This is a genomic window from Streptomyces luteireticuli, assembly GCF_041519305.1.
Classification (GTDB): Bacteria; Actinomycetota; Actinomycetes; order Streptomycetales; family Streptomycetaceae; genus Streptomyces; species Streptomyces luteireticuli.
On sequence record NZ_CP167927.1, the window covers coordinates 1,877,474 to 1,902,362 of the forward strand.

At 73.0% G+C, this 24,889-nt stretch carries 24 protein-coding genes and 1 pseudogene; 13 read left to right on the forward strand and 12 right to left on the reverse strand.

The window, feature by feature from the left end; all coding sequences use genetic code 11:
* Positions 1 to 180 precede the first annotated feature (180 nt).
* The gene (locus tag AB8735_RS07670) at positions 181 to 1,695 is read left to right on the forward strand and encodes an alpha/beta hydrolase (protein WP_372406257.1); all 1,515 of its coding nucleotides are present in this window, start codon (positions 181 to 183) and stop codon (positions 1,693 to 1,695) included.
* A 4-nt stretch (positions 1,696 to 1,699) separates the two neighbouring features.
* Here AB8735_RS07670 and AB8735_RS07675 read toward each other — a convergent pair whose 3' ends face one another.
* Positions 1,700 to 2,329 carry a TetR/AcrR family transcriptional regulator gene (locus AB8735_RS07675; protein WP_344029957.1) on the reverse strand — a complete coding sequence of 210 codons (630 nt, stop codon included), beginning with the start codon at positions 2,327 to 2,329 and terminating at the stop codon, positions 1,700 to 1,702.
* A gap of 77 nt (positions 2,330 to 2,406) precedes the next feature.
* Here AB8735_RS07675 and AB8735_RS07680 point away from each other — a divergent pair, with 77 nt between their 5' ends.
* Together AB8735_RS07680 and AB8735_RS07685 are read left to right on the forward strand one after the other, a co-directional pair.
* Positions 2,407 to 3,021, forward strand: coding sequence for a DUF6230 family protein (locus AB8735_RS07680; protein WP_372406259.1), 615 nt, complete (start codon positions 2,407 to 2,409; stop codon positions 3,019 to 3,021).
* Positions 3,012 to 3,872, forward strand: a complete 861-nt coding sequence (locus tag AB8735_RS07685; protein ID WP_372406261.1) for a DUF6114 domain-containing protein — start codon at positions 3,012 to 3,014, stop codon at positions 3,870 to 3,872. Before AB8735_RS07680 ends, AB8735_RS07685 begins: the two co-directional genes overlap by 10 nt.
* A gap of 29 nt (positions 3,873 to 3,901) precedes the next feature.
* Here the strand turns inward: AB8735_RS07685 and AB8735_RS07690 are convergent, their stop codons facing one another.
* From AB8735_RS07690 to AB8735_RS07700, 3 genes are read right to left on the reverse strand one after another with little or no spacing between them, the layout of a single operon-like run.
* The gene (locus AB8735_RS07690; RefSeq protein ID WP_372406262.1) at positions 3,902 to 4,696 is read right to left on the reverse strand and encodes an ABC transporter ATP-binding protein; all 795 of its coding nucleotides are present in this window, start codon (positions 4,694 to 4,696) and stop codon (positions 3,902 to 3,904) included.
* A 2-nt stretch (positions 4,697 to 4,698) separates the two neighbouring features.
* Positions 4,699 to 5,754 (reverse strand): iron ABC transporter permease, encoded by a 1,056-nt coding sequence (locus tag AB8735_RS07695; RefSeq protein WP_344029945.1) that lies wholly within the window; start codon positions 5,752 to 5,754, stop codon positions 4,699 to 4,701.
* Entirely contained in the window at positions 5,755 to 6,819 is a 1,065-nt protein-coding gene (locus AB8735_RS07700) for an ABC transporter substrate-binding protein (protein WP_372406263.1), read from the reverse strand.
* Between the two features lie 161 nt (positions 6,820 to 6,980).
* Between AB8735_RS07700 and AB8735_RS07705 the strand changes: the two genes are divergently transcribed.
* Positions 6,981 to 7,718 (forward strand): PIG-L deacetylase family protein, encoded by a 738-nt coding sequence (locus AB8735_RS07705; RefSeq protein WP_372406265.1) that lies wholly within the window; start codon positions 6,981 to 6,983, stop codon positions 7,716 to 7,718.
* A gap of 90 nt (positions 7,719 to 7,808) precedes the next feature.
* Here the strand turns inward: AB8735_RS07705 and AB8735_RS07710 are convergent, their stop codons facing one another.
* The 4 genes and pseudogenes from AB8735_RS07710 to AB8735_RS07725 form a co-directional block, all read right to left on the reverse strand.
* Positions 7,809 to 8,294: a PTS-dependent dihydroxyacetone kinase phosphotransferase subunit DhaM gene (locus tag AB8735_RS07710; RefSeq protein WP_372411793.1), complete on the reverse strand. Its 486-nt coding sequence runs from the start codon at positions 8,292 to 8,294 to the stop codon at positions 7,809 to 7,811.
* Positions 8,268 to 8,912: pseudogene (gene dhaL, locus AB8735_RS07715) on the reverse strand (dihydroxyacetone kinase subunit DhaL); the annotation flags it as partial. The gene AB8735_RS07710 and the pseudogene dhaL, both read right to left, overlap by 27 nt.
* A gap of 84 nt (positions 8,913 to 8,996) precedes the next feature.
* A complete protein-coding gene (locus AB8735_RS07720; protein WP_372406266.1) occupies positions 8,997 to 9,923 on the reverse strand; it encodes an L-tyrosine/L-tryptophan isonitrile synthase family protein in 927 nt (308 codons plus the stop codon).
* The gene (locus AB8735_RS07725; protein WP_372406268.1) at positions 9,920 to 11,179 is read right to left on the reverse strand and encodes a cytochrome P450; all 1,260 of its coding nucleotides are present in this window, start codon (positions 11,177 to 11,179) and stop codon (positions 9,920 to 9,922) included. The genes AB8735_RS07720 and AB8735_RS07725 overlap by 4 nt, the downstream gene beginning before the upstream one ends.
* 227 nt (positions 11,180 to 11,406) lie before the next feature.
* Between AB8735_RS07725 and AB8735_RS07730 the strand changes: the two genes are divergently transcribed.
* From AB8735_RS07730 to AB8735_RS07740, 3 genes are read left to right on the forward strand one after another with little or no spacing between them, the layout of a single operon-like run.
* Positions 11,407 to 11,607: a hypothetical protein gene (locus tag AB8735_RS07730; protein ID WP_344029930.1), complete on the forward strand. Its 201-nt coding sequence runs from the start codon at positions 11,407 to 11,409 to the stop codon at positions 11,605 to 11,607.
* Positions 11,607 to 13,976: a heavy metal translocating P-type ATPase gene (locus AB8735_RS07735; protein ID WP_372406271.1), complete on the forward strand. Its 2,370-nt coding sequence runs from the start codon at positions 11,607 to 11,609 to the stop codon at positions 13,974 to 13,976. Before AB8735_RS07730 ends, AB8735_RS07735 begins: the two co-directional genes overlap by 1 nt.
* Positions 13,973 to 14,479: a copper chaperone PCu(A)C gene (locus AB8735_RS07740; RefSeq protein WP_344029924.1), complete on the forward strand. Its 507-nt coding sequence runs from the start codon at positions 13,973 to 13,975 to the stop codon at positions 14,477 to 14,479. Before AB8735_RS07735 ends, AB8735_RS07740 begins: the two co-directional genes overlap by 4 nt.
* 88 nt (positions 14,480 to 14,567) lie before the next feature.
* On the opposite strand, the gene AB8735_RS07745 is transcribed toward AB8735_RS07740, so the two are convergent.
* Positions 14,568 to 15,149 (reverse strand): sigma-70 family RNA polymerase sigma factor, encoded by a 582-nt coding sequence (locus AB8735_RS07745; protein WP_372406272.1) that lies wholly within the window; start codon positions 15,147 to 15,149, stop codon positions 14,568 to 14,570.
* A 61-nt stretch (positions 15,150 to 15,210) separates the two neighbouring features.
* Between AB8735_RS07745 and AB8735_RS07750 the strand changes: the two genes are divergently transcribed.
* Positions 15,211 to 15,387 carry a zf-HC2 domain-containing protein gene (locus tag AB8735_RS07750; protein WP_344029916.1) on the forward strand — a complete coding sequence of 59 codons (177 nt, stop codon included), beginning with the start codon at positions 15,211 to 15,213 and terminating at the stop codon, positions 15,385 to 15,387.
* Positions 15,388 to 15,601: 214 nt separating this feature from the next.
* On the opposite strand, the gene AB8735_RS07755 is transcribed toward AB8735_RS07750, so the two are convergent.
* On the reverse strand, positions 15,602 to 16,366 hold the full coding sequence (locus tag AB8735_RS07755; protein WP_372406274.1) for a hypothetical protein: 765 nt from the start codon (positions 16,364 to 16,366) through the stop codon (positions 15,602 to 15,604).
* Positions 16,367 to 16,825: 459 nt separating this feature from the next.
* Between AB8735_RS07755 and aceE the strand changes: the two genes are divergently transcribed.
* A complete protein-coding gene (gene aceE, locus AB8735_RS07760; protein ID WP_372406275.1) occupies positions 16,826 to 19,483 on the forward strand; it encodes a pyruvate dehydrogenase (acetyl-transferring), homodimeric type in 2,658 nt (885 codons plus the stop codon).
* Here the strand turns inward: aceE and AB8735_RS07765 are convergent.
* Positions 19,465 to 19,719: a holin gene (locus AB8735_RS07765; RefSeq protein ID WP_344029906.1), complete on the reverse strand. Its 255-nt coding sequence runs from the start codon at positions 19,717 to 19,719 to the stop codon at positions 19,465 to 19,467. The genes aceE and AB8735_RS07765 overlap by 19 nt on opposite strands.
* A gap of 142 nt (positions 19,720 to 19,861) precedes the next feature.
* On the opposite strand from AB8735_RS07765, the gene AB8735_RS07770 reads away from it, so the two are divergent.
* Positions 19,862 to 21,385 (forward strand): aldehyde dehydrogenase family protein, encoded by a 1,524-nt coding sequence (locus tag AB8735_RS07770; protein WP_372406276.1) that lies wholly within the window; start codon positions 19,862 to 19,864, stop codon positions 21,383 to 21,385.
* A gap of 249 nt (positions 21,386 to 21,634) precedes the next feature.
* Here AB8735_RS07770 and AB8735_RS07775 read toward each other — a convergent pair whose 3' ends face one another.
* Complete coding sequence (locus AB8735_RS07775; protein WP_372406277.1) at positions 21,635 to 22,795, reverse strand: cytochrome P450; 1,161 nt, start codon at positions 22,793 to 22,795, stop codon at positions 21,635 to 21,637.
* A gap of 194 nt (positions 22,796 to 22,989) precedes the next feature.
* Here AB8735_RS07775 and AB8735_RS07780 point away from each other — a divergent pair, with 194 nt between their 5' ends.
* From AB8735_RS07780 to AB8735_RS07790, 3 genes are all read left to right on the forward strand, one after another.
* Positions 22,990 to 23,469 (forward strand): MarR family winged helix-turn-helix transcriptional regulator, encoded by a 480-nt coding sequence (locus tag AB8735_RS07780; protein ID WP_372406280.1) that lies wholly within the window; start codon positions 22,990 to 22,992, stop codon positions 23,467 to 23,469.
* Between the two features lie 233 nt (positions 23,470 to 23,702).
* Positions 23,703 to 24,044 carry a DUF5713 family protein gene (locus tag AB8735_RS07785; RefSeq protein ID WP_372406281.1) on the forward strand — a complete coding sequence of 114 codons (342 nt, stop codon included), beginning with the start codon at positions 23,703 to 23,705 and terminating at the stop codon, positions 24,042 to 24,044.
* A 308-nt stretch (positions 24,045 to 24,352) separates the two neighbouring features.
* A complete protein-coding gene (locus AB8735_RS07790) occupies positions 24,353 to 24,838 on the forward strand; it encodes a hypothetical protein (protein WP_372406282.1) in 486 nt (161 codons plus the stop codon).
* Positions 24,839 to 24,889 lie beyond the last annotated feature (51 nt).

A 24,889-nucleotide genomic window follows, 5' to 3' on the forward strand; every position in this document is an offset into this window, starting at 1 on the left:
TGCCCGATCGGGGGCTCCGCGTCACCGGTTGACAGATCTTGGTCCGGCTGCATACCGCGGGGAACCCCCACGGGCGCACCGTTCGTCAACTGGGCCCTCGCACACGTCATTTCGCCCCACACTCCCCCACTTCCCTTGATTCCGGGGAAACCACCGCACACCGGGTCTACCGTGCGTGCCATGACGCTCTCGCGCCGCACGCGTGGCGCCCTCGCCGCCGTCGTCCTGACCGCCGTCGCCCTGACCGCCGTCGGCCCGGCCGTCCCGCCCGCCACGGCCGCGCCACCGGTCTGGAGGAGCTGCGTCCGCGGCCCGGACGACACCCCGGGCAGGGCATTGGAGGCGGTGGGGGCCCGCTGCTCGGAGGTGACCGTTCCGCTGGACTGGGCGCGCCCCGGCGGCCGGACGGTCGCCGTCGCCGTCGCCCGGATCCCCGCCACCGACCCCGCCCACCGCATCGGCACGCTCGTCGTCAACGAGGGCGGCCCCGGGGACCCGGTGATCGACTATCTGACGGACCGTCATACGGCGCTCGGCGCGACCGCCGCCCGCTTCGACCTGGTGGGCGTCGACCCCCGGTTCGTCGGCCGCAACTCCCCGCTGGACTGCGGCTGGAGCACGGGGACGTACTTCCGCTCGGCGGGGTCCGGCCGGGCCGGCTTCGAGCGGACCGCCGCCTTCGAGCGCGACCTCGCCCGGCGGTGCCGCGAGCGCGCCGGGGGCCTGCTGCCGTACGCCTCGACGCGCAACGCGGCCCGGGACATGGACGCGGTCCGCGCCGTGCTCGGCGAGGAGCGCCTGTCGTTCCTCGGCGTCTCCTACGGGACGTACCTGGGCGAGGTGTACACCACGCTGTTCCCGGGCCGTACGGACCGGATGGTCCTCGACGGCGTCCACGAACCCCACCATCTCGCGCCCTGGCCCGAGTACGGCACGGAGCGGGTGGCCGAGGACGCCCTGCGGCACTGGGCCGGGTGGGCCGCCGCCCATGACGGCGCGTACGGCCTGGGCGCGACGCCCGACGCCGTGCTCGCCACCGTCGCCGGGGTCCAAGCAGCCGCGGAGCGGCGTCCGTTCACGGTCGGCGGCTACCGGCTGGACGAGCACGTCCTGCCGCTCCTGGTGTACGGGGCCCTCGGGGACGACCGGGAGGAGACCGACGCCCAGTTCGCCACGATGGTCCGCACGCTCCGGCGCGCCGCGGAGGAGGGCAGCGCCGACCCGGATCCCGCGCTGGCCGAGGTCCTGCCCTTCCTGCTGTCCGCCGAGGGCTCGGCCTACGGCAGCACCCAGACCGCCTATCTGTGCGCCGACACCCCCGGTCCGCGCGACCCGGAGGTCTTCCGGCGCGAGATCGAGCGCAAGCGCGTCCGCCACCCGCTGTTCGCCCCGCTGCTCAACAACCCCACCCCCTGCCTCTTCTGGCCCGCCCCTCGCGAACGGCCCACCGAGGTCGTCCCCGACGCACCGGCGCTCATGGTCAACGCGACCGGCGATCCCCGCGTCCCCTACGCCGAGGCGAGCGCCATGCACGAGAAGTGGCCGGGTTCCCGGATGGTGACGGTCACGGACTCGTTCCGGCACGCGGTCTACGGCACGGGCTACGCCGATGCCTGTGTCGACGAGGCGGTCAACTCCTATCTGGCGAGCGGGCGGTTGCCCGTGTCGGACCTCCGGTGCCCGGGCCGCCGGTGAGGCCTCACAGCTCCGTGCGCGAGGGCGCCGGACATCCCGGTTCATGGTCCTCGACCGCCCGCAGTGCGTCGCCCAGGGCGCGGACCAGCAGGGAGCAGACCACGTCGCGCGGGGGGCCGTCGCGGTCCAGCCAGTCCAGGGTGACGCCCTCGACTGCGGACAGCCAGCCGACCAGGGCCGTGCGCGCCACGGGCGGGAGGTCCGTACGGCCCCAGGCGGCGCGGGCGATGGTGGCCAGCAGGTCCTCGCGGACGCGGTCGCGGATCGCCAGGACCTCCGCGTCGAAGCCCACGCCGCCGGTGGCTATGGCGCGGTAGGCGGCCCGGTGGTGCCGGGCGTAGCGGAGGTAGCCGTCCACGGTGCGGCGGACGCGCTCGGCGGGCGGGAGGTCATGGGTGGTACCGGCCCGGAGGAGGAGTTCGGCGACCGACTCCTCGATGATCGCCAGGTAGTAGCCCCGCTTGCTGCCGAAGTAGTAGTAGACCAGCCCCTTGGCGACGCCGGCCTGCCGGGCGATGTCGTCCATGGACAGGGCGTCGTAGGAGGTGTCGGCGAACAACGTCCGTCCCACGGCGAGGAGTTCGGCGCGGCGGATCCTGCCGCGTCCGGTGCCGCGCTGTTGACTATCGTTCAAATCCGGTCCTACTCTCCAACTCCACGTGGACATCGGCAGTATCACACCTCGCACTTCCCCGGTCATGGGAGGACGCAGTGAGTGGATCGGACCGAAACCTGCCGGAAGGCCGGACCGCCTGGAAGAGAACGGCACTCGTCGCCCTGCCCGCCGTGCTCGCGGTCGGCGCGATGGGAGTGGGCATGGCCCAGGGGGCGCTCGCGGCCTCGTTCGCCGTCTCGGGCACGCACTTCCAGGTGGCGTCGAAGCGGCTGACGAGCGACGGGCTGGCGTCGTTCGTGCAGACCGACCGCTCGGTGGACGGCAAGGGCCATCCGGTGGCCCTGCTCGGCATCGGCAACGCCCGGCTGAGCGACATCTGCCAGGCGGCGGTGGTGAGTACGCCGCTCGGCAAGGTCGTCTTCAAACTGACGGCGGGCGGCGACGCGGGCGAGGTCACCGCCAGCGACCTGGTGATCGACGGCGAGGACCTGGTGGGCGACGCGGAGTTCGGCACCGCGCAGATCGGGCGGGACGCGTCCGCGCTGGACGCGGTGCCGGGGGTCAGGGGCGAGGCCGGGAAGTTCGGGCTCCAGGCCGGGAAGGTGACGGTCGCGGGGGTGCGGTCACACGCCTGGTCGGCGACCGGCGGGAACTTCCGGCTGAAGGGTCTGAAGCTCCAGGTCGCCCTGGAGGGCGACCAGTGCTTCTGAGGAGCCGTTTCCGGGGCTGGCGCAGGACGCGGCCCTTCTGGGCCGGCGCCCTCCTCGTCCTGGCCGGGGCGGAGTTGCTGGTCGTCCCGCTCTCGCCGGTGACCGTGCTGGTCAGCCTGGGGCTGGGCGGCCTGGCGGCGCTCGGGATCGGACTGGCGCTGATCGCGGCCGGACTCTTCCTGTGGTTCCTGCCCTCGGCGCGGCACTACGTGAGCGTCAACGCGCTGATCCTGTCGGTGCTGTCGTTCGCGGCGACGAACCTGGGCGGGTTCCTGGTGGGGACGGGGCTGGGGATCGCCGGGAGCGCGATGGGTTTCGGCTGGACGCCGAGGCGTACGCCGCCCGGGGGCGGCAAGGCGCTGGCCGTCGCACTGCTGCCCGTCCTGCTGGTGACGGCGCCGCCGTCGGCCGGGCGGGCGGAGGCGGCAGGCCGCGCACCGGCGGCGGCCGTCCCGCCGTCCGTGACGGCGACCCGGTTCGCGCCCCGGGGCTTCACGCTCGCCGGGGTGGGCGATGTCCCCACGGCGGAGGGGCCGTTGAAGGTGCTCGTGCTGCGCATGCGGGCCGCCGAGCTGAGCGACTACCGGCTGACGACGCACAACGGCCGCGGCGAACTCTCCCTCGCGGCACGCTCCTTGGAGCTGCGGGGACAGGTCACCCTCTACCTCACCCGGTTCCGGGGGTGCCTGGAGGGGGTCCTGTGCCTGACCTTCTCGCCCGACGCGCTGCCGGTGCCGCCGGTGGTGCCGCCGTTCGTCTTCATGACGGAGGTGACGGCGGAGCAGGCGCTGGTGACGGCGGATGTGATCCGGGCGGACGGGCTGGGGTTGCGGGCGCTGCCGGGGGTGTGAGGGTTCCCCCCTCCACCGGGTAGCACCCCCTACGTCACCGTCGTGGACACCGGTACCGCCCCCCGGTGGTCGAACGCGATCAACGGGTCACCCGTCAGCGGGTGTTCCACCACAGCGGCCCGTACGCCGAAGACGTCCGCCAGCAACTCCGGCGTCAGCACCTCCCGCGGCGTCCCCGAAGCCACCACCGCCCCCTCGTGCAGCACGTGCAACCGATCGCACAGCGACGCCGCCGCGTTGAGGTCGTGCAGCGACAGCACCGTCGTACGGCGCTGCTCGCGCAACAGCGCCAGCAGCTCCACCTGGTGACGGACGTCGAGGTGGTTCGTCGGCTCGTCCAGGACCAGGACCTGGGGATCCTGCGCGAGCGCCCGGGCGAGCAGGACGCGCTGGCGTTCGCCGCCGGACAGGGCGGAGAAGCGCCGGTGTCCGGCGCCGGACAGGCCGACGGACGCCAGCGCCGCCGCCACGATGTCCGCGTCGGCCCGGTCCTCGCCCGCGAACGCCCGCTTGTACGGCGTGCGTCCCATGGCCACCACCGCCCGGACCGTCAGTTCGAAGTCGCTGCCGCGCTCCTGCGGCAGGGCCGCGACCCGCCGGGCGGACTCGGCCGCCGGGAGCGAGCGGATGTCCGTACCGCCCACCAGCACCCGCCCGGCGTGCGGCCGCAGATAGCGGTAGACGGTGCGCAGCACGGTCGACTTGCCGCTGCCGTTGGGCCCGACCAGGCCCGCGATCTCGCCGTCCTCCGCGATCAGCCGGACGCCGGAGACCACGGACCGGCCGGACAGGACGACCTCCAGGTCCTCGATGGCGATGCGCACGGCTAGCCCCTCTCCAGGCGGCGGTCGAGCAGATAGAGCAGGGTCGGGGCACCGACCAGCGCGGTGACCACGCCCACGGGGAGCTCCTGGTCCGGCAGCGCCGTCCGCGCCACGAGGTCGACCACCACCAGCAGGACCGCGCCGAACAGCGCGGCCGCCGGCAGCAGCCGCCGGTGTGCGCCGCCGACGACGAGCCGGCAGACGTGCGGGACCATCAGCCCGACGAAGCCGATCGCTCCGGACACCGACACCAGCACCCCCGTGAGCACACTGGTCACCACGAACATCTCGCGGCGCAGCCGGGCCACGTCCACTCCCAGCCCGGCCGCCGTCTCGTCGCCCATCAGCATCGCGTCGAGCGCCCGGGCCCGGGCCAGGAGCGCGGCCAGGCCCAGGGCGACGGCCGCGAGGGGCACCGTCAGGGTGGACCACTCGGCGCCGCCGAGGGAGCCCATCAGCCAGAACAGGACGCCGTGCGTCTGCTGGTCGTCCCCGGCCTGGAGCACCAGGTAGTGGGTGAAGCCGGACAGGAACTGCCCGATGCCCACCCCGGCCAGCACCAGCCGCAGCGGGGAGAAGCCCCCGCCGCGCCGGGCCAGCGTCCACACCAGGGCGAAGGAGGCCAGGGCCCCGGCGAACGCCGCCGCCGACAGCCCCAGCCCGAACAGCCCTCCGGTGCCGGCCCCCAGGACGATCGCGGCGACCGCGCCGAGCGAGGCGCCGCTGGAGATGCCCAGCAGATAGGGGTCGGCCAGCGGGTTGCGGACCAGGGCCTGGGTGGCCGTGCCGACCAGGCCCAGGCCCGCGCCGACGACGGCCGCCAGCAGGGCCCGGGGCACCCGCAGCCGCCACACGATCAGATCGTGGGTGCCGGGCACCGGCGCCTCGCCCGTCACCCCGCGCACCACGGCCGACCACACGTCGCCCAGGGGCACCCGGGTCGAGCCCAGGCACACGGACGCGACCAGGGCCCCGAGCAGGACGACGACGAGCGCGGCGGCCACCGGTACGGGACGCGGCTCGCGTACCGGACGCGCCTCGTCCGCAACCTCCGTCATCTACTTGACCCGGTCGGGGTGCAGGGTGTGCGCGATCTCCTGCACGGTGTCCGCGCTGCGCACCCCGCCGATGGTGGTGCGCTCGGAGCCGATGCGCAGGAAGTGGCCCTCCTTGACGGCCTTGAGGTCCTTCGTCGCGGAGAAGGTCTTCAGGAAGTCCGCCGCCTCGTCGAACGCCTTGCGGTTGGCCTCCTCGCTGCCCCGGTTGCGGACGGCGAGCTGGATCCAGTCGGGGTTCTTGGCCACGACGTCCTCCCAGCCGACGGGCTTGAAGTCGCCGTCGCAGTCCGCGAAGACGTTGCGGCCGCCGGCCATGGTGATCACCGCGTTGGCGACCTGCCGGTTGCAGACCGCCATGGGCTGCTTGGTGCCGGCGTCGTAGTCGAAGAGGAAGTAGGACGGCCGCTTGTCCTGCGGCACGTCCTTGAGGGCGTCGCGCACGGCGTCCGTCTTCTTGCGCATCCCGCCGACGAGTTCGCCGGCGCGGGCGGAGGTGCCGGTGATCCGGCCGAGCTCCTCGATGTCGGCCGTCACGCCCGAAAGGTCGGTGCGCGGGGCCTTGTTCATGGCGGCGCACGCGGTCGACTTCAGGAAGACGTGCTTGATGCCGGCGGCCTTGAACTCCTCGGGCTTGGGGGCGTCGCCCATCCCGCCCATGTTCTTCATCGAGGAGAAGGAGTCGATGTAGACCTCGGTGCCGGAGCCGAGCAGCTTCTCCTTGGGGATCACCGTCTTCCCGAGGACCGGCACCTTCGCCGCCCGGTCCGCGAACTGCTGCGGCACCGCGCCCTTGCCGGGCGGGAAGCCCGTCCCGACGACCTTGTCACCGGCCCCCAGCCACATCAGCAGCTCCAGGGCCGCCGCGTTGCTGGTGACGATCTTCTTCGGTGCGGCGTCGAAGGTGGTCTTCGCACCCATGCAGTCCGAGACGGTCACCGGGAAGCCGGACCCCGATCCCGTGCCCTTCGCCGCGTCGGTCTCCTTCGCGTCGGAGCCGCCACCGCCACAGGCCGTCGCCGACAGGGCCACCGCGGCCAGCACACCGCACCACGCACGAGGGCGCATCAGGAACTCTCCAGAACTCGTCTTGAACTCGTCTTGCCAGGGGCTGAAACTCCGTGCCCCGATCAGTAGTCGGACGTCGGCCCGGAGGAGTTCCCGGCCCGCACGAAGATCTCCCGCGTAGGCTGCGGACGACCAGCGGACATGATCATGAGGAGAGCGCGATGACCGGCCCGCAACTGCAGGAGATGCCCACCGACTGGCGGCGCGCCCTCGCGGTCGTCGCCCACCCCGACGACCTGGAGTACGGGGCCGCGGCGGCCGTCGCCACCTGGCTCGACGGCGGTCGCGAGTGCGTCTACGCCCTCGCCACCAGCGGCGAGGCGGGCATCGACACGATGGCCCCCGAGGAGGCCGGACCGCTGCGCGAGCGCGAGCAGCGGGAGAGCGCGGCGGCGGTCGGCGTGCGCACCGTGGAGTTCCTCGGCCACCGCGACGGCGTCGTCGAGTACGGCACCGCGCTGCGCCGCGACATCGCCGCCGCCGTCCGCCGCCACCGTCCGGAACTGGTCATCACCCTCAACCACCACGACACCTGGGGCGGGGTCGCCTGGAACACCCCCGACCACCGGGCCGTCGGCCGGGCCGCGCTCGACGCCGTGGCCGACGCGGGCAACCGCTGGATCTTCCCCGAACTCGCCGGGCAGGGCCTCCAGCCGTGGAACGGGGTGCGGTACGTGGCCGTCGCCGGCTCCCCGCAGCCCACCCACGCGGTGGACGCGCGCGCCGGCCTCGACCGCGCGGTGGCGTCCCTGCTGTGCCACCGCACGTACATCGAGGCCCTCACGGACGAGGAGCCGGAGCGCTACTGCCGCACGTTCCTGGAGGGCGGCATGGCGGCGGTCGCCGACCGGTTCGGCGGGCGGCCGGGCGTCGCGTTCGAGCTGTTCACCCGCTACTGATCCTCCCGGGGGACACCCCCCGAACCCCCGGCCGGAACCACAGGTCCGCGGGGCGTGCTGGATCGGCGACGCGAGGCAGGCCCCGGTGACTCAGCCGGTGACCTTGCGATAGGTCCGGGCGTCCTCGGCCGCCGCCAGCACGGCGGCGAGGTCGCCGCCCGCCGAGGCCGTCACGACGGCGGCCACCGCGCCCTCGACGAACGGCGTGTCGGCGATGCGGACCCCTTCGCCGGTCAGGCCCTTGGCGGTCAGCACCGCGCTGCCCATGTCGCAGACGAGCACCACCCCCGCGCCCTCGTCCGCCTCGCCGATCGCCCGCCGGATCAGCTCGGCGCTGGTGCCGACGCCGCCGTCCGGCCGGCCGCCCGCGGGGACGGCCGGGGCCGGATCGCCCCCGCCGTACAGGGCCTCGGCGAGCGCGGCCGTGGCGGCGGCCACCTCGCGGCTGTGCGAGACGAGGACGACGCCGACACGGCCGGGCGCGCTCTTCTCCTCCGCGGCCGGCCGCTCCTCGACGGGCGGTTCGGGCGCGACCGCGCACAGGGCCGGGTCGGTGGCCTCGTAGAGGGCGGTGATCAGGAGGGCGGTCGAGGTGGCGCCCGGGTCCTGGTGGCCGATGCTGCGCTCGCCCAGGTAACTGGCCCTGCCGCGCCGGGCCTGGAGCGGAATGGTCGCTTCCGCGCCGGTCCGGGCGGCCTCGGCGGCCGCCTTCAACGCGGCGGCGGTGTCCCGCCGTTCGCCCAGGGCCGTGATGTACGCGTCGGTGGCCGGCTGGAGGGCGTCCACCATCGTCGCGTCGCCGGGCGCCGAGTCGCCCAGCCGCCGGACGCTCGCCACGGCCGCGGCGAGCGCCCGCCCCAGCGTCTCGGGCGCCACCTCGGCGTCCTCGCCCAGGATCTTGCCCATCCGCCGGAACACGGTTCCGTACAGCGGCCCCGAGGCGCCGCCCACGGTATTGGTCAGGTGCACCCCGACGGTCGTCAGCAGCGCCCCCGGGGTGGTGGGCCCGGCGTCGGCGACGGCCTGCGCGGCCGAGCCGAAGCCGCGCTTGAGGTTGCTCCCGTGATCGGCGTCGCCGATGGCGGCGTCGAGGTCCGTCAGATACGCGGCGTGGGCGACGAGGACGGTGGTCGCACGGTCGAGGAAGCGGCGGAAGAAGGGGAGGTCGAGGGTGGTGCCGGTGGTCGTCGTCATGGGGCTCAGGGTAGGGGTGGGGAGGGAGTGCACCCCGTTACCCCTCGGGATGAAGGACGAACTCCCCCGCGGACCCCGGGTCCCTCAGCCCTCCGCCTCGAAATGGCTCGGCGCCCCGCCCCGCCGCACCAACCGCCCCCGCCCCTCCGCCTCGTCCCGCCGCATCAGCCGCGCCACTCCCCCGGCATCGCGCAGCACAGCCGTGTGCCACGGCGTCGCCCACGCGTCCCCCGCCTCCAGCAGGCGAATGCCGAACTTCGGAGCCCCCACCGGCTGCGGATGGATCGACAGCCGCACCGACCGCGGGAAATGATCGGCGATCAGATCGCCCCACGCCCGGCTGCGGGCGATCACCTCGTACGCCCGCAGCCGGCACTCCCGCTGCAGAGCCGACCGGCTGCCGGTGAAGTCCGCGGTGTCCTCGACGAGGAAGCGGGTGATGCCGCGGTAGAGCCGGGCCGTCTCCTCGTCCGCGCGCACCTGCTCGCGCAGGACGTCGAGGGAGGGCGCGTACGCCTCGGTGACCAGCCGCCGTTTGGTGTCGTGGTCCGCATCGCCGTGCACCGACCGCAGGTCGAACGTGTCGAGGTGGGACAGCCCCGCGTCCCGGATCAGGGCGCGCAGCCCGTCCCCGTAGGCGTCGATGTGCGGGTCGGGGACGTGGATGACGTCGCCGAAGATGTGGCCGTCGGAGCAGATGACCAGCCGCGCCCCGGGCTCGTACACCTCCGCGATCCGCGCGCAGAGCCCGTTGAGGAACTCCAGGGAGAGCCGCTCGCCCTCGTCGGGGAGGTGGCCCAGGACCTTGGCGGGGTTGGGGGACTTGCAGGGGAAGCCGGGCAGGGTGAGCAGCACGGGTTCACCGGCGTCGGTGAACGTCCGTATCTGGTCGAGCTGTTCGGGGTGGTCGGCGGGGTCGGGCGAGCCCGGCCCGGTGGTGCGGTGGTACGGGAGGAGCAGCCGCAGGACGGCGGCGGGGACGGCGGTCCGTACGGGGGCGGCGGTGGTCATCGGCCCTCACCCCGCGCGTACGGGCAGCCGTCGAAGCGGACCGGGAGCGCGGACGTGCCGCGGCCGAGGACGGCCGGGATCCACGGCAGCTCCTCGTCGGACCCGGCCGCCGGGCGCAGGCCGGGCAGCCGGGCGAGCAACGTCCCGAGCGCGACCTGGAGTTCGACCCGGGCGAGGGCGGCGCCGGGGCAGTAGTGGGCGCCGTGCCCGAAGGCGAGGTGGGAGCCCTGCGCCCGGTCGAGGTCGAGGGTGTCGGGGTCGGGGAAGCGCTCGGGGTCGCGGTTGGCCGCGCACAGCGAGACGATCACCGAGTCGCCGGCCGGGACGCGGGTGCCGTGCAGCTCCGCGTCCTCGGCGAGGAAGCGCCAGGTGGTGAGCTCGAAGGCGCTGTCGTAACGCAGCAGTTCCTCGACGGCGGACGGCATCAGCCCCGGTTCGTCGCGCAGCCGCGCCAGCGCCTCGGGGTGACGGAAGAGGGCGACGAGGGCGGTGGTGATCTGGTTGGTCACCGGCTCCTGTCCGGCCACCAGCAGCTGGAAGATCATGGAGGACAGTTCCTCCGGGGTGAGTTCGCCCGCGTCGTGGGCGGCGACCAGCCGGGCGAGCAGCCCGTCGCCGGTGCCGCGCCGGTCGGCGACGACCTCCGCGATGTACTCCTCCAGGCCGCGCAGCAGCGCCTCGTAGGCGGGGCGTCCGGGGTCCTCGGGGCCCACCGGCGCGACGACCTTGCCCCATTCCCGGCGGAAGCGCGCCGCCAGGTGCGGGGGCAGGCCGATGGCCTCGGCGAGGGCGAGGAAGGGGAAGCGGGCGGCGAAGTGCTCGACGAGGTCGACCGGTTCACCCTCCGCGGGGAGGGCCGGGAGGGCGTCGACGAGCGCGTCCGCCAGCTCCTGGAGGCGCGGGCGCAGTTCCTCGGCGCGACGTGGCGTAAAAGCGTCGGCGACCATCCGGCGCAGGGCGGTGTGCCGGGGGGCGTCCTGGTGCAGCAGATGCACCTGGAGCCGGGAGTGCTGGGGCTCGGGCATGATCGAGGCGCGGGCGCGCCAGCGGTCGTTGCCCAGGGAGTGGTTCTTGCCCAGGCGGGGGTCCGCGAGGGTGCGCTGCGCGGCGGCGTGCCCGGTCACCAGCCAGGCGGTGACCCCGCTGGGGAAGAGCACCCGGTGCACGGGACCGGCCTCGCGCATCCGCGCGTAGAGCGGATAGGGATCCCGCTTGTACGCGGGGCCATGGAGGGGTACGGGGTCGGGCAGGGACACGGTGGTGCTCTCCTCGGGAGTCGTGGACCCCCAGGAAGTCGTACGGTGGGGATGGCTGGTTCCCGACCATCGTGTCCGGATTCCGAACAGTCCTTCCCGACCGCTCGATCTCCAGGTAGTCGTCCGCCGGCGGCCGTGGGTTCCCGGAAGCGGAAGGGACAATCCTCACGCGCCGGGCAGCCGGATTACGGGGTCCCGCGCGCCCCGCGGCGTGCCACGATGCGACGATGACCGCACGTCAATCCCTTGCCCCTTACGCCGCGCTCTGCGGCTTCGTCCTGTTGCTGGCCGCCCTGTTCGGCGTCGCGTACGCCGCCGGGTCGGCGGCCGGCCCCGTCTCCCCAGGGCTCCACCGCAGCGGCGGCGGCCCGGGCTCCGACGGGGGCTCCGGCGGCGGCATGGACGGCATGCCCGGGATGGGCCACTGATGGCCGCCCCGACCACGGCCGAGGCGGCCGAGACCGAGATCCTCGTCGGCGGCATGACCTGTGCCGCCTGCGTGGCGCGCGTCGAGAAGAAGCTCGGACGGCTGGACGGGGTGACCGCGAGCGTCAACCTGGCCACCGGACGGGCGAGGATCAGCCACCCGTCGGCCGTCTCCGCCGAGGAGCTGATGAAGGTGGTGGAGGGCGCCGGCTACACGGCGGCCCTGCCCGAGCCCCCCGAGGCGGAGGACGACGGCTCCGCGGGCGCCGCGGACGAGCCCTCGCCGCTGAACCGGGTGCTGATCACCGCCCTGTTGTCGGTGCCGGTGCTGGTGCTGTCCATGGTCCCGGCCCTGCAGTTCCGCAACTGGCAGTGGCTGTGCTTCGCCCTCGCCACGCCCGTCGCCGCCTGGAGCTCCTGGACGTTCCACTCCCGGGCCCTGCGCGGGCTGCGGCACGCGACGGCGACGATGGACACCCTCGTCTCCCTCGGCGTCCTGGCCTCCTACGCCTGGTCGGTGTACGCCCTGTTCTTCGGCGGCGCCGGGGACCCGGACATGCGGATGCCGTTCAGCCTCTGGCCCTCGGCCATGCCCGGCACCGCGGACGTCTACCTCGAGGCGGTCGTCGCCGTCCCGCTGTTCGTCCTGACCGGGCGGCTGCTGGAGTCCCGGGCACGGCACGGCACGGGTTCCGCGCTGCGGGCGCTCGCCTCGCTCGCGGCCAAGGACGTCGTCGTGCGGGCGGAGGACGGCTCCGAGCGCCGGATCCCCATCGGCGAACTGCGGGTCGGCGACCGGTTCGTCGTCCGTCCCGGCGAGCGGGTGGCCACCGACGGCACGGTGGTGTCCGGCAGTTCGGCACTGGACCTGTCCCTGGTCACGGGCGAGAGCGCGCCCGTCGAGGCCGGTCCGGGCACGGCCGTGGTCGGCGGCGCGGTCAACTCCGGCGGCCTGCTGGAGGTACGGGCCGGTGCGGTCGGCGCGGACACCCAACTGGCGCGCATCGCCAAGCTGGTGGAGGACGCGCAGACGGGCAAGGCCCGGGTGCAGCGGGTCGCCGACGCGATCGCGGGCGTCTTCGTCCCCGCGGTCCTGGCCGTGGCCGTGACGGTGCTGGGCTTCTGGCTGGGCGCCGGCGCCACCCCCGAGGCGGCGATCACCGCGGCGGTCGCGGTGCTGGTCGTGGCCTGCCCCTGCGCCCTCGGCCTGGCCACCCCGACCGCCCTGCTGGCGGCGACGGGCCGGGGCGCGGGCCTGGGCATCCTGGTCAGCGGACCGCAGGCCCTGGAGGGGCTGCGCCGGGTGGACACCGTGGTCCTCGACAAGACGGGCACGCTGACCACCGGTTCGATGACCGTCACGACGGTCACCGCCCGTCCCGAGGGCATCGGGGCCGAGGCCGCGCTGCGCCTGGCGGCGGCCGCGGAGGCGGGCTCGGAGCACCCGGTGGGCCGGGCCGTCCACGCCCACGGCACGGCACAGGCGGGCACCGAACCGCTGCCGCGCGCCGAGGAGTTCACCGCCACGGCCGGGGTGGGCGTCCGGGCCACGGTGGACGGGCGCCCGGTGGAGGTGGTGCGCGCGGACGGCGCCGACCTGGCCGCCGGCCCCCTCGCCGACGCCGCCGAGGAGGCGGACCGGCACGGCCGCACCGCCGTCCTCGTCCGGGTCGACGGCACCGCGGAGGCCGTGATCGCCCTCGGCGACACCGTGCGGTCCGGCAGCTACCGCGCCTGCGACCACCTCAAGCGGCTCGGGCTGCGACCCGTGCTCGCCACCGGTGACAGCGAGGCCGCGGCCCGGTCCGTCGCCGCGGAGCTGGGCATCGACGAGGTGCACGCCCGGATGACCCCCGAGGGCAAGGCCGGGCTCGTCCGCGAGCTGAAGGCCAAGGGCCACCGGGTCGCGGTCATCGGCGACGGGGTCAACGACACCGCCGCCCTGGCCGGCGCCGACCTCGGCATTGCCATGGGCAGCGGCACCGACGCGGCCATCGGCGCGGCCGATGTGACGCTGGTGCGCGAGGACATGGGCGCCCTGGCCGACGCGGTGCGCCTGGCCCGGCGCACCTCGGTGACCGTACGCGCCAACCTGGCCTGGGCCTTCGGCTACAACATGGTCACCGTGCCGCTGGCCGCCGTCGGGCTGCTCAGTCCGATGGTCGCGGCGGCCGCGATGTCCGCCAGCTCCGTCCTCGTCGTGGGCAACAGCCTGCGCCTGCGCGGCTGGCAGCCGGCGCCGGCCCCGCGGCGCCGTCCCTCGGCGGCACCCGGGCAGCGGTCCGCCCGCCCCGGATCCGCCCCCCGCAGCAGCGCCGCTTCCGGCAGCACCGTTTCCGACAGCGCCACTTCACGAAAGGCCGCGCGATGAAGGACTCGACGAAGGACTCCCTGCTCCGCTCCGCCAAGGCGGCACTCGTCCCCGCCGTCGCCTGCGCCGTGACCCTCGGCGGGCTCGGCGCCTGGACCGCCTCGGGCGCCGCGGGGCGCCCGGCGGAGGTGTCGGTGTCGGACGCGCGCGTCCTCGTCCCGTTCGACACCGACGACACGGCCGCGTTCCTGCGGATCCGCAACGACGGCGACGGCGACGACGTCCTGCTGTCCGTCGAGGCCCCGACGGCGGGCCGCGCCATGCTGAGCCGGACGGTGACCAAGCAGGGCGCGGGCAAGATGTCGATGATCTCGTCGGTGGAGGTGCCCGCCAACAGCACGGTGGAGATGTCGCCGCACGACACCGACATCATGATCTCCGCCCCGCCGCGCATGCGGGCCGGCGAACGCCTTCCGCTCGTCCTGAAGTTCCGTGAGAGCGGCACCGTCAGGACGGAGGCCGTGGCGGTCCCGGCGGGCAGCGCGGCGCTGCCCCCCAAGTGATGCGGACCCGTGGATGAACATGTGCAAGGGGCCGCGGGGGAACATCCCCCGCGGCCCCTTCGCCGTCGACCCGGTCATCGGCCCGGGCTCAGCCGGCGAGCGCCGGCACCCGTGCCGCGGCCTCCCGCTCGGCCGTCTCCAGCTGGCCGATCAGCGATTCGCGGGCGCGCGCCACGCGCGAGCGCACCGTGCCGACCGGGCAGCCCGCCACCAGCGCGGCCTCCGCATAGGGCAGGCCCAGCATCTGGGTGAGCACGAACGCCTCGCGGCGCTCGCAGGGCAGCCGGTCCAGCAGCTGCGACAGGGCCACGCCCTCGTCGAAGCCGGGGAGCTCGGCGCGCTGGGTGCGCTCGGCGGCCGACTGCCAGTCGTCGGTGTCCGACAGCCGCGGCCGGGCCGCGAGGAACCGCAGCCGGTCGACGACCGTGCGGCGGGCGATGGACAGCAGCCAGGTGCGGGCCGATGAGCGTCCCTCGAAGCGCGGCAGGGAGCGCAGGGCGCGCAGATACGTCTCCTGGAGAAGGTCGTCGGCGCCCTGCGGGTCGCCGCTCAGCCGGGCCACATACCGCCGGACGTCGCTCTGGGTGGCGCGGATGAAGCGCTCGACGGCGTCGGCGTCCCCGGTGCGCGCGGCCAGCGCCCAGGCGGTCACGGTCTCGTCGTCACGCACGGCGGCCTCCCGCGCGGGGGCCGGTGCACCCGGGCGCACCGGCCCCGGGGACGATGGCGGGGTGCATTGCAGAGACGTACGTAGCGCCGTATCCGCCCGCATCGACGGCGAGGAACCGCCGCCGGGCGTCCGTGCCGTGGCGGTGGAGACGCATCTGCGGGGCTGTCCCGAGTGCGGCCGGTGGGGCGAGCGGGCCCGTCGGCTGAGGGCGCTGGCCGCGGTGCTCGACCTCGGCTGACCGGATCGGCGACCGGGTCGCCGACGGGGGGACGTGCCGTCGCGGCACGCGAGAAGTGCGGGCAGGGGTCATTGCCCGGGGTCCTTCCTGGAGTCCGGGCGCGCGGCCGCGCAGGGTGGCGGGCGCCCGGTGACGTCGTGAGCCTGTCCGTCCGCCGTCGGCGCCGGGCACGCCGGACCGTCGGTCCAGCAGGCGGGACCGGGTACGGGCGGGCTCAGCAGCAGACGGCGCCCATGGCCGGGGGACCCCTGGTGACCAGGACATGCGCGTACAGCAGCTGCCGCAGCCGGTGCGCGGCGCGGGCCAGGCCGGCGCGGACGCGCGGCGGCCCGGGGGCGGGCAGCGGCCCGTCGAGCAGGACGAGCAGCGGGGCGACGAGCCGGGCGCACGCGGCCCGGCCGACGCGGAAGACGGCCTGTTCGCCGCCCGAGAGCCAGATGCCCAGGACGAGCGCGGCGAGGAGGTGCGCGGACCACATGCCGACGGCGCCGTGGCTGCCGTGCATGCCGAGCATGTCCATCGGCATCCCGCCCGACGCGGACATGTCCATGTGACCGGAGTGGCCGGACGTGCCCGCGCCGGCCATGGAGTCCGTCATGGAGTCCGTCACAGGCGACGGCCCGCACAGCCAGGGAGAGCGGGCGGCCGGGCCGGGCCCCGCAGCGGCGGAGGCTCCGGCCGCTCCGGCCGCCCCGGACGCTCCGGCGAGGGACACGTTCTGCGCCAGGGTGAAGAAGAAGTGCAGACCCGTCTGCGCGCCCACGGTGGCCAGCGTCACCAGCAGCGGGCCGCGTTCGCGGCCCGCGAGGAACCACGCGCAGCCGCCCGTGCCGGACAGCGCGGCGGCCACCGCCCACCAGGGGACGTCCGTCCCGGACATGAGCGCGTGGCCCAGGGCGGCGAGCAGCACGCAGACGGCCGCGAACACGGCGGCTCGCATCGTCCGCGGTACCTGCCCCGCCTGCTGTCCTGCACTCATGACGTGCACATCGTTGCACCCGCTCCGCGGGAAGCAACGGCGGGGTGCGGGTCGTCGCCCGGACGGCCCCGTCCGTACCACCTGCGCGCGGGGCGCGGCTCCGCTTCACGCCGTCCGCCCGGCGGCGTGAAGCGGCGGGCCGCCGGCTCGGGGGGAAGACCGGGAGGCCCGGTCCCGTCGCGCCAATGGGACTCGCGGTGCTCAGTCTTCCGGGGCGGCGGGACCGCCGGAAGCGTGTGCGGGGCGCGGGCGCGGGTGCGCGGACCACACCCCGTGTGAAGCCGTGGGTTCCGCTTCCGGCGCCGGAGATTTGATCGATCATCGATCATTACTCACCAGTAACCGTTGACCCGACCTCCCCACGCCTCCTAGCGTCGTAAGGACGGAAGTTTTGTTCCGCGAGGCGGAACCTCAGGACGGCCCGGCCACCCGCACCGGGCGAGGCGAAAGGGGATAACGGTGTCCCAACTCGACCAGCTGCCCGACCAGGACCCGGCGGAGACCGCCGAGTGGCTGGAGTCCCTGGACTCCGCCGCCCGGACCGGCGGTCCGCACCGCACCGCCCATCTGCTGCGGCGGATGGCCGAACGCGCCGGGCACCTCGGGGCGGACCTCCCGCCGCTCCTGGAGACCCCCTACGTCAACACCGTCCCGACCGCCGAGGAGCCCGCCTACCCGGGCGACGAGGAGCTGGACCGCCGCATCACCGCCTGGAACCGCTGGAACGCCGCCGCCATGGTCACCCGCGGCAACCAGCGCGGCGGCCTCGGCGGCCACATCGCCACCTTCGCCTCGGCCGCCTGGCTCTACGAGACGGGCTTCCAGCACTTCTTCCGCGGCAAGGAGGCCGACGGGAGCGGCGACCAGCTCTACCTCCAGGGCCACGCCTCCCCCGGCATCTACGCCCGCGCCTTCCTGGAGGGCCGGATCGACGAGGCGCGGCTGGACCGCTTCCGGCAGGAGGCCGGCGGCGACGGCCTGCCCTCGTACCCCCACCCGCGCCGGCTGCCCTGGCTCTGGGAGTTCCCCACCGTCTCCATGGGCCTGGGCCCGCTCTCCGCGATCTACCAGGCGCGCTTCAACCGCTACTTGGAGCACCGCGGCATCAAGGACACCTCGCGCTCGCGGGTGTGGGCCTTCCTCGGCGACGGCGAGATGGACGAGCCGGAGTCGACCGCCGCCCTCGCGCTCGCCGCCCGCGAGCGGCTGGACAACCTCACCTTCGTCATCAACTGCAACCTCCAGCGCCTCGACGGCCCCGTACGCCCCAACTTCAAGATCGTGCAGGAGCTGGAGGCCCAGTTCCGCGCCGCCGGCTGGAACGTCGTGAAGTCCTTGTGGGGTTCGGCCTGGGACGCCGTCCTCGCCCGCGACACCGACGGCGCGCTGGTGCGCCGGCTGCGCGCGGTGCCCGACGCCCAGTTCCAGACGTACGCCACGCGCGACGCCGCGTACGTCCGCGACCACTTCTTCGGCACCGACCCCGCCCTGCGCGCCCTCGGCGCCCAACTGCCCGACGCCGATCTGCTGGAGCTCTTCCGCACCTCGCGCGCCGGACACGAGCCCCGCAAGGTGTACGCCGCCTACCGGGCCGCCGTCGAGCACGAGGGCGCGCCGACCGTCGTCCTCGTGCAGACCGTCAAGGGCCACACCCTCGGCCCCGGCTTCGAGTCCCGCAACGCCAACCACCAGATGAAGAAGCTGACGGGCAAGGAGTTCCGCGCCCTGCGGGACCTGCTCGAACTCCCCATCCCCGACCGCGCGCTGGACGACGGCCCCGTCCCGTACGCCCACCCCGGCGAGGACTCCCCCGAGGTCCGCTACCTGCGCGAGCGCCGCGCGGCGCTCGGCGGCCCGGCCCCCGCCCGCAAGGTGACGCCCAAGCCGCTGCCGGAGCCCTCCGCCAAGCCCTTCGAGGCCCTCCAAAAGGGCTCGGGCACCCAGGAGATCGCCACCACCATGGCCTTCGTCCGGCTGGTGAAGGACCTGCTGCGGGAGAAGGAGACCGGCCGCCGCTGGGTCCCCGTCGTCCCCGACGAGGCCCGCACCTTCGGCATGGAGTCCCTCTTCCCCACCGCCGGCCTCTACTCCCCCGCCGGGCAGACCTACGACCCGGTCGACCGCGACCAGCTCCTCTACTACAAGGAGGCGAAGAACGGCCAGATCCTCAACGAGGGCATCACGGAAGCGGGTTCACTGGCCTCCTTCACGGCGGCGGCGACCTCCTACGCCACGCACGGCGAACCGATGATCCCCTTCTACATCTTCTACTCGATGTTCGGCTGGCAGCGCACGGCCGACCAGTTCTGGGCGCTCGCCGACCAGTTGGGACGCGGCTTTGTCATCGGCGCGACCGCCGGCCGCACGACCATGACCGGCGAGGGCCTCCAGCACGCCGACGGCCACTCGCACCTGATCGCCTCCACCAACCCGGCGGCGATCAGTTACGACCCGGCGTTCGCGTACGAGATCGCGGTGATCGTCCGCGAGGGCCTGCGCCGCATGTACGGCCCGGAGGCCGAGGACGTCTTCTACTACCTCACCGTCTACAACGAGCCCAAGGTCCAGCCGGCCATGCCGCCCGGCGTGGAGGAGGGCATCCTCAAGGGCCTCTACCGCTACCGCGAGGCTGCCACCGGATCGCCGTCCGACGCCCCCCGCCTGCAACTCCTCTCCTCCGGCACGGCCGTTCACTGGGCCCTGGACGCCCAGCGGCTGCTGGCCGAGGACTGGGGCGTGGCCGCCGACGTCTGGTCCGCGCCGTCCTGGACCGAGCTCCGCCGCGACGCGCTGGCCTGCGACGCGGCCCGGCTGCGCGGCGAGGACCGCGTCCCGTATGTGACGCGCGCCCTGCACGGCGCACCCGGTCCGGTCCTGGCGGTCAGCGACTGGATGCGCGCGGTGCCGGACCAGATCGCCCCCTGGGTCGAGCAGGACTGGACGTCGCTGGGCACGGACGGCTTCGGCCTCTCCGACTCCCGCGAGGCGGTCCGCCGCCACTTCGGCGTCGACCCGCAGTCGGTGACGGTGGCCGCGCTGGCGGCGCTGGCCCGCCGCGGGGAGGTCAAACCGGAGACGGTCCGCGAGGCGACGGCCCGTTACGCCCTGGACTTCTGAGGCGCCTTCCCGGTCCTGCGCCGCGGAATCCACGCCGCGCTGTCCTTGTCCCCCACGTACCGGCCGAGGGCGCCCTTGATCACCGAGAGGGCGGCGGGCAGCGCGGCGATGGCGGCGGCCTTGAGGGCGGAGACGCTCGTCAGGTCGAAGCCGTCGGCCAGCAACAGACCGATGAAGGTGGTCAGATAGGCGGCGACGGTCCGCTCGGCGATGTCGACGAGCACCTTCTTGTTCATGGGGGTCCCCCGCTTCCATAGGTTCGGCGTGTACTGATGTGTACACCACACCCGTAGGGCCTACGGCAAGCGGTCCCTGGGTAGCGTCCAGCCGTTCGCCGCCCGCGACGGAGCGGGCGGCCGTGCACAAGGAGGCACCCCCATGACCCGCTATGCGTCCCCGGGTTCGCCCGACGCCGTCGTCTCGTACCGCCCGCGCTACGACCACTGGATCGGCGGCGCGTACGTACCCCCGGCGCTGGGCCGCTACTTCGACAACCCGACCCCGGTGAACGGCGAGCCCTTCACCGAGATCGCCCGCGGCACGGCCGAGGACGTCGAACGCGCCCTGGACGCCGCCCACGCCGCGGCCCCCGCCTGGGCCCGCACCTCCCCCACGGACCGGTCCGCCGTCCTCCTCCGCATAGCCGACCGCATGGAGGAACACCTCGAAGCCCTCGCCGTCGCCGAGTCCTGGGAGAACGGCAAGCCGGTCCGCGAGACCCTCGCCGCCGACATCCCCCTGGCGATCGACCACTTCCGCTACTTCGCGGGCGCGTTACGCGCCCAGGAGGGCAGCCTCTCCGAGATCGACGAGGACACCGTCGCCTACCACTTCCACGAACCGCTCGGCGTCGTCGCCCAGATCATCCCCTGGAACTTCCCCCTCCTCATGGCCGCCTGGAAGCTGGCCCCGGCGCTGGCGGCGGGCAACGCGGTCGTCCTCAAACCGGCCGAGCAGACCCCGGCCTCCATCCACATCTGGCTCGACCTGGTCGCCGACCTCATCCCCCCGGGCGTGGTCAACATCGTCAACGGCTTCGGCGTGGAAGCCGGCAAACCTCTCGCCTCCTCCCCCCGCGTCGCGAAGATCGCCTTCACCGGCGAGACGACGACCGGCCGCCTCATCATGCAGTACGCCTCCGAAAACCTGCGCCCCGTCACCCTCGAACTCGGCGGCAAGAGCCCCAACATCTTCTTCGACGACGTCTCCGCGGCCGACGACGACTTCCTCGACAAGGCCCTCGAAGGCTTCACCATGTTCGCCCTCAACCAGGGCGAGGTCTGCACCTGTCCGTCCCGCGCCCTGATCCAGCGCGGCCACTACGCCGACTTCCTCGCCGCGGCCGTCGCCCGCACCGAGGCGATCCTCCCCGGCCACCCCCTCGACACCGACACGATGATCGGCGCCCAGGCCTCCAACGACCAACTGGAGAAAATCCTCTCCTACCTCGACATCGGCCGCGCGGAAGGCGCCCGCGTCCTCACCGGCGGCCACCGCGCCGACCCCGGCGGCGAACTCAAGGGCGGCTACTACGTCGAGCCCACCATCTTCGAGGGCACCAACCGCATGCGCATCTTCCAGGAGGAAATCTTCGGCCCGGTGGCCGCCGTCACCTCCTTCACCGACTTCGACGACGCCATCACCCTCGCCAACGACACCCTCTACGGCCTCGGCGCCGGCGTCTGGACCCGCAACGGCACCACGGCCTACCGCGCCGGCCGCGCCATCCAGGCCGGCCGCGTCTGGACCAACTGCTACCACCAATACCCGGCCCACGCCGCCTTCGGCGGCTATAAGCAGTCGGGCATCGGGAGGGAGGGGCACAAGATGATGCTGGGCCACTACCAGCAGACGAAGAATCTGCTGGTGAGCTACTCGGCGAAGAAGCTGGGCTTTTTCTAGGGGGGTTGGGAGGGCCGGTGACCTGCGCGGGTGCGGGGCGTCGGCCCTCCGGTCGGTCCTCGGGTGCCGTGATCGCCCAACCCGGCGATATGCACGGGTTGTTGCAACCCGTCTCACCCGAGAACCAGTCCTGACCGGCATTTCCGGGCCATACGCGGACCAAGCCCGGCTACTTGTAGCCACCGAAGTCCCACTTCCACCTTGCGAGTCAGCAGCAATGCCCGCCCCGCCCTGAATGGAGATTCGATCTCAGCCCCGCAGGATGACGGGAAGGGCTGTCAACCGACTGCCCTGCAGTCCACCCAGGGTGCGCTGGCGGAGTTCGGCGAAGGGCACGGCAAGGCGGGCATCGGGATAGTCGGTGCGCAGCACCGTGGCCACTGCCCGCAGTTCGAGCTGCGCGAGCTGGGCTCCGATGCAGTAATGCGGGCCTGCACCAAAGGTCAGGTCCGGTCCGGGCGAGCGGTCGGGGTTGGTATTGATCCCCTGGATGTCGACGAGCACGGGAGCCCGCTCAGGCAACCGCATCCCGGCGAGTTCGAGCTCAGCGGTGGTGAACCGCCAGAGGGTAAGGGGAGCGGGTGGGTGCTGCCGGAGCGTTTCACGGACCAGTTCTTCGGTGTCCTCCGTGCCGGCGCCACGCTGGGGGCGTTCCGCGAGGGTGTACGCGATCAGGGCGCCGAGGGAGGCGTCGGTGGTGAGCTGTCCCGCGAAGATCAACGCGAAAAGGTGGTACCGAAGCTGCTCCCGGGTCGTGTGCGCCGGGACACGTTTCCGAAGCTCGACGGCGAGGCCCCGGCCGGTGTCGTCGAGTCCGGCTCCGGCAAGCTCCGCGAGGTCAGCGATCGCCTGGGCCTGCCCTGGCCCGCCGTCGAGCATCCGTCGACAGGCGTCGGCAGCCTGGTCGACGAGGTCGAGAGGTATGCCGAGCAGGTCGAGCAGGACAGTGAGCGGGTAGCGGGTGGTGAACCCGGCCATCAAGTCGATCGCCCCATGCTCGATGGCGAGTTCGGCCAACAACGTCCGGGCGATGGCATGGACGCGGTCGGACTGCTCGCCGATCCGCTTGGCGCTCAGCAGTGGGGCATGGGCACGTCGCAGCTCGGCATGGTCGGGGCCGTCGAGGGTGGTGAGTGATGGCTGTTCGGCGGCGGTCTGCTCGAGTCCGGCGGTGTGCGGGTTCCAGCCGGGGGGTGCGAATGCGGGATCCTTGGCGATGCGAGGGTCGGCGAGCACCTGGCGCGCCAGCACCTCATCGGTCACCACCCAAGCCCGGCCCCCTGCCGGGGCGTCCACTTGGACGACGGGGCCGCCGGCGCGCAGGGCGGCGTGGACCGGGTCGGATTCGGCAACACCACGGACGGCTGCGGCGAAGAGGTTGACGTCATCCAGATAAGGAGCGGGTTGCATCAGAACTCCACATGCCGAGGAGACAAGGCAGAGCGGCGCAGGGGGACTTCCGGCCCCACGGGCACACCACCTTCACCATGAAGTATCTTTATGATGAAGCTACTTCATGGGTAAGCTAGATTGGAGGGTCCAAGTTGTCAACCTGCCCGCCAGCGGGGGCACTTGTCGGCGACCAGGAGCAGAGGGAGGGCCCAGTGGAGAAGACGGCAGCCGGTGACGTCGCAACTCAGCGCGAGCGGCTGACAGAACAACTCATGGCTTACGGCGCGAGCTTCACCGAGCTGGGCCGCCGATTTGCCACCCGGCTCGGTGTACATTCCACGGACGCGTTCGCCTTGCTGGAGATTTCCTCCGCCGAAGAAAGTGGTGCCCCGCTGTCGCCGGCACTGCTCAGTAAGCGCATCCCCCTGTCCTCAGGAGCCATGACCGCGCTCCTGAACCGCCTGGAGAAGGCCGGCTACATCAGCCGTACTCGCGAGGAAGCAGACCGACGAGTCGTCACTCTGCGCACCGATCCGCAGGTCAAACAGCTCGCCGATGAGTTCTTCACCCCCGTCAAACAGCGACAGGACGCTGTCCTCGATCGCTACCCTTCCGAGCTTCTGCAGCAGTTCGAGACCTTCCTGATCCAACTCCGCTCCACCATGGACGTACAACCCATCGACAGCGCATAACAGCATTCCCGACGCACCGCGCGGCAGTAGCCTCCCGGGGCCTCCCGTTCCTCGGACGATGGGTCCATCCGCACCCCCTCCTCCACCGCCACGGTAGGGGCGAGCCGCCTCGTGCACAGCCCCGGCCAGCGTCCTCCCGGCGCAGCCCCCCCTTGCCGTTCCAGGAGCACTGTCAGTGCTCTGGTGCACGATCGAGGTGCCACATCGTTCACCGACCAGGGGCGGGAAGCAGCATGCCCATCAGCAATCAGCACGTGACCGCACACGCCTTTCTTCGGGGGCTGTACGAGGACGACTACTACCCCGATCACGTGGTGGACCGGGGAAAGGCGGTTCTGCTGCGGCTGTGCGAGAACATCGAAGCGGATGCGCCCGTCGATCTGGCCGCGCTCTACGCTCTGACCCGGGCCGCCACCGAGGAGTTCAACGGCCTAGAGGCCGAGTTCGAGGCCGCCGGCAGCGAGATCGAGACCATGGCCCGTGACGAGATAGCCAGGGACTTCTGGTTCATCGCCCGCGTCTACGGCTTCACGAACGCGGACATGGAAGAGCTGATCGCCACGCGGGAGTGGTGAACCCGCCATCTCTCGAAACGAACCGCACCCAGCAGAGATCCCGTTCATCGACGGCTCCCGCCCCAGCCGGGAGCGCACCCGCCAATGCGGGAAATGCACCCTTGTGAACGCACCTGTCCTCCTTCACGGTCATACCAGGGCTGCACTTCAGCAGGCCATCGAGGGGGAGGTAGCCATTCATGAAGGGACCAGAACCGTCCTCAGCCTGGGCACGCCGGGTCTTCGGTGAGTTGGTCGGCCCGCTGACCCAGGCCATACCCGAATGCCTGGTACGTGCACATGAGCGGGCAAGGGACGGTCACCAGGGTGTGCACACGCAGACGCTGGAGGCATACGGCCATGGCCTGTACGCCGTGCAGTACGAGGAACTGCTCGCCGGCTTGAGGGACTTGCCCAGCGCCCAGCCCGTGCGGTTGGGATCCCGAACCGTGACGATGGTCGGCGAGCACATGCTCTACCCCCTCCGCTACGCGAAGACCGACGTCCCTGTCACGGAAGCCCGGTTACGCCGGGCCACCGGCCTACGGGCGGACCTCATCCGGCACTACGGTCCCGAACCGCTGCAGGGAGAGCTGGATCTTGAGTGGGATGAAATGCCGGAACCGGAAGTCCACCGGGATCTCACCCGGCTTCCTCCGGGCACCAAATTGATCCTCCTCGCGTACGCGTGCTCCATGGAGCGCGGCGTGATCCGTCTGGAGTGGGGGGAGGCAGAACTGCGGGCCGAGGACAGGTACTTGATCTGGCACCACCACGAGCCGCTCCCGCTGGGCAATCAACAAGGCAGCAGGTGATGGGAATCAGCCCCTCCGCCGAGCAAGATCCGGACCACTCACGGATCGCTG

Bases quoted from the DNA above. Each gene is read 5' to 3' on its own strand.
- AB8735_RS07670 (WP_372406257.1), top strand. From the start codon at position 181: ATGACGCTCTCGCGCCGCACGCGTGGCGCCCTCGCCGCCGTCGTCCTG.
- AB8735_RS07695 (WP_344029945.1), bottom strand. From the start codon at position 5,754: ATGACGGAGGTTGCGGACGAGGCGCGTCCGGTACGCGAGCCGCGTCCC.
- AB8735_RS07700 (WP_372406263.1), bottom strand. From the start codon at position 6,819: ATGCGCCCTCGTGCGTGGTGCGGTGTGCTGGCCGCGGTGGCCCTGTCG.
- AB8735_RS07705 (WP_372406265.1), top strand. From the start codon at position 6,981: ATGACCGGCCCGCAACTGCAGGAGATGCCCACCGACTGGCGGCGCGCC.
- AB8735_RS07720 (WP_372406266.1), bottom strand. From the start codon at position 9,923: ATGACCACCGCCGCCCCCGTACGGACCGCCGTCCCCGCCGCCGTCCTG.
- AB8735_RS07730 (WP_344029930.1), top strand. From the start codon at position 11,407: ATGACCGCACGTCAATCCCTTGCCCCTTACGCCGCGCTCTGCGGCTTC.
- AB8735_RS07735 (WP_372406271.1), top strand. From the start codon at position 11,607: ATGGCCGCCCCGACCACGGCCGAGGCGGCCGAGACCGAGATCCTCGTC.
- AB8735_RS07740 (WP_344029924.1), top strand. From the start codon at position 13,973: ATGAAGGACTCGACGAAGGACTCCCTGCTCCGCTCCGCCAAGGCGGCA.
- AB8735_RS07755 (WP_372406274.1), bottom strand. From the start codon at position 16,366: ATGAGTGCAGGACAGCAGGCGGGGCAGGTACCGCGGACGATGCGAGCC.
- AB8735_RS07765 (WP_344029906.1), bottom strand. From the start codon at position 19,719: ATGAACAAGAAGGTGCTCGTCGACATCGCCGAGCGGACCGTCGCCGCC.
- AB8735_RS07770 (WP_372406276.1), top strand. From the start codon at position 19,862: ATGACCCGCTATGCGTCCCCGGGTTCGCCCGACGCCGTCGTCTCGTAC.
- AB8735_RS07775 (WP_372406277.1), bottom strand. From the start codon at position 22,795: ATGCAACCCGCTCCTTATCTGGATGACGTCAACCTCTTCGCCGCAGCC.
- AB8735_RS07785 (WP_372406281.1), top strand. From the start codon at position 23,703: ATGCCCATCAGCAATCAGCACGTGACCGCACACGCCTTTCTTCGGGGG.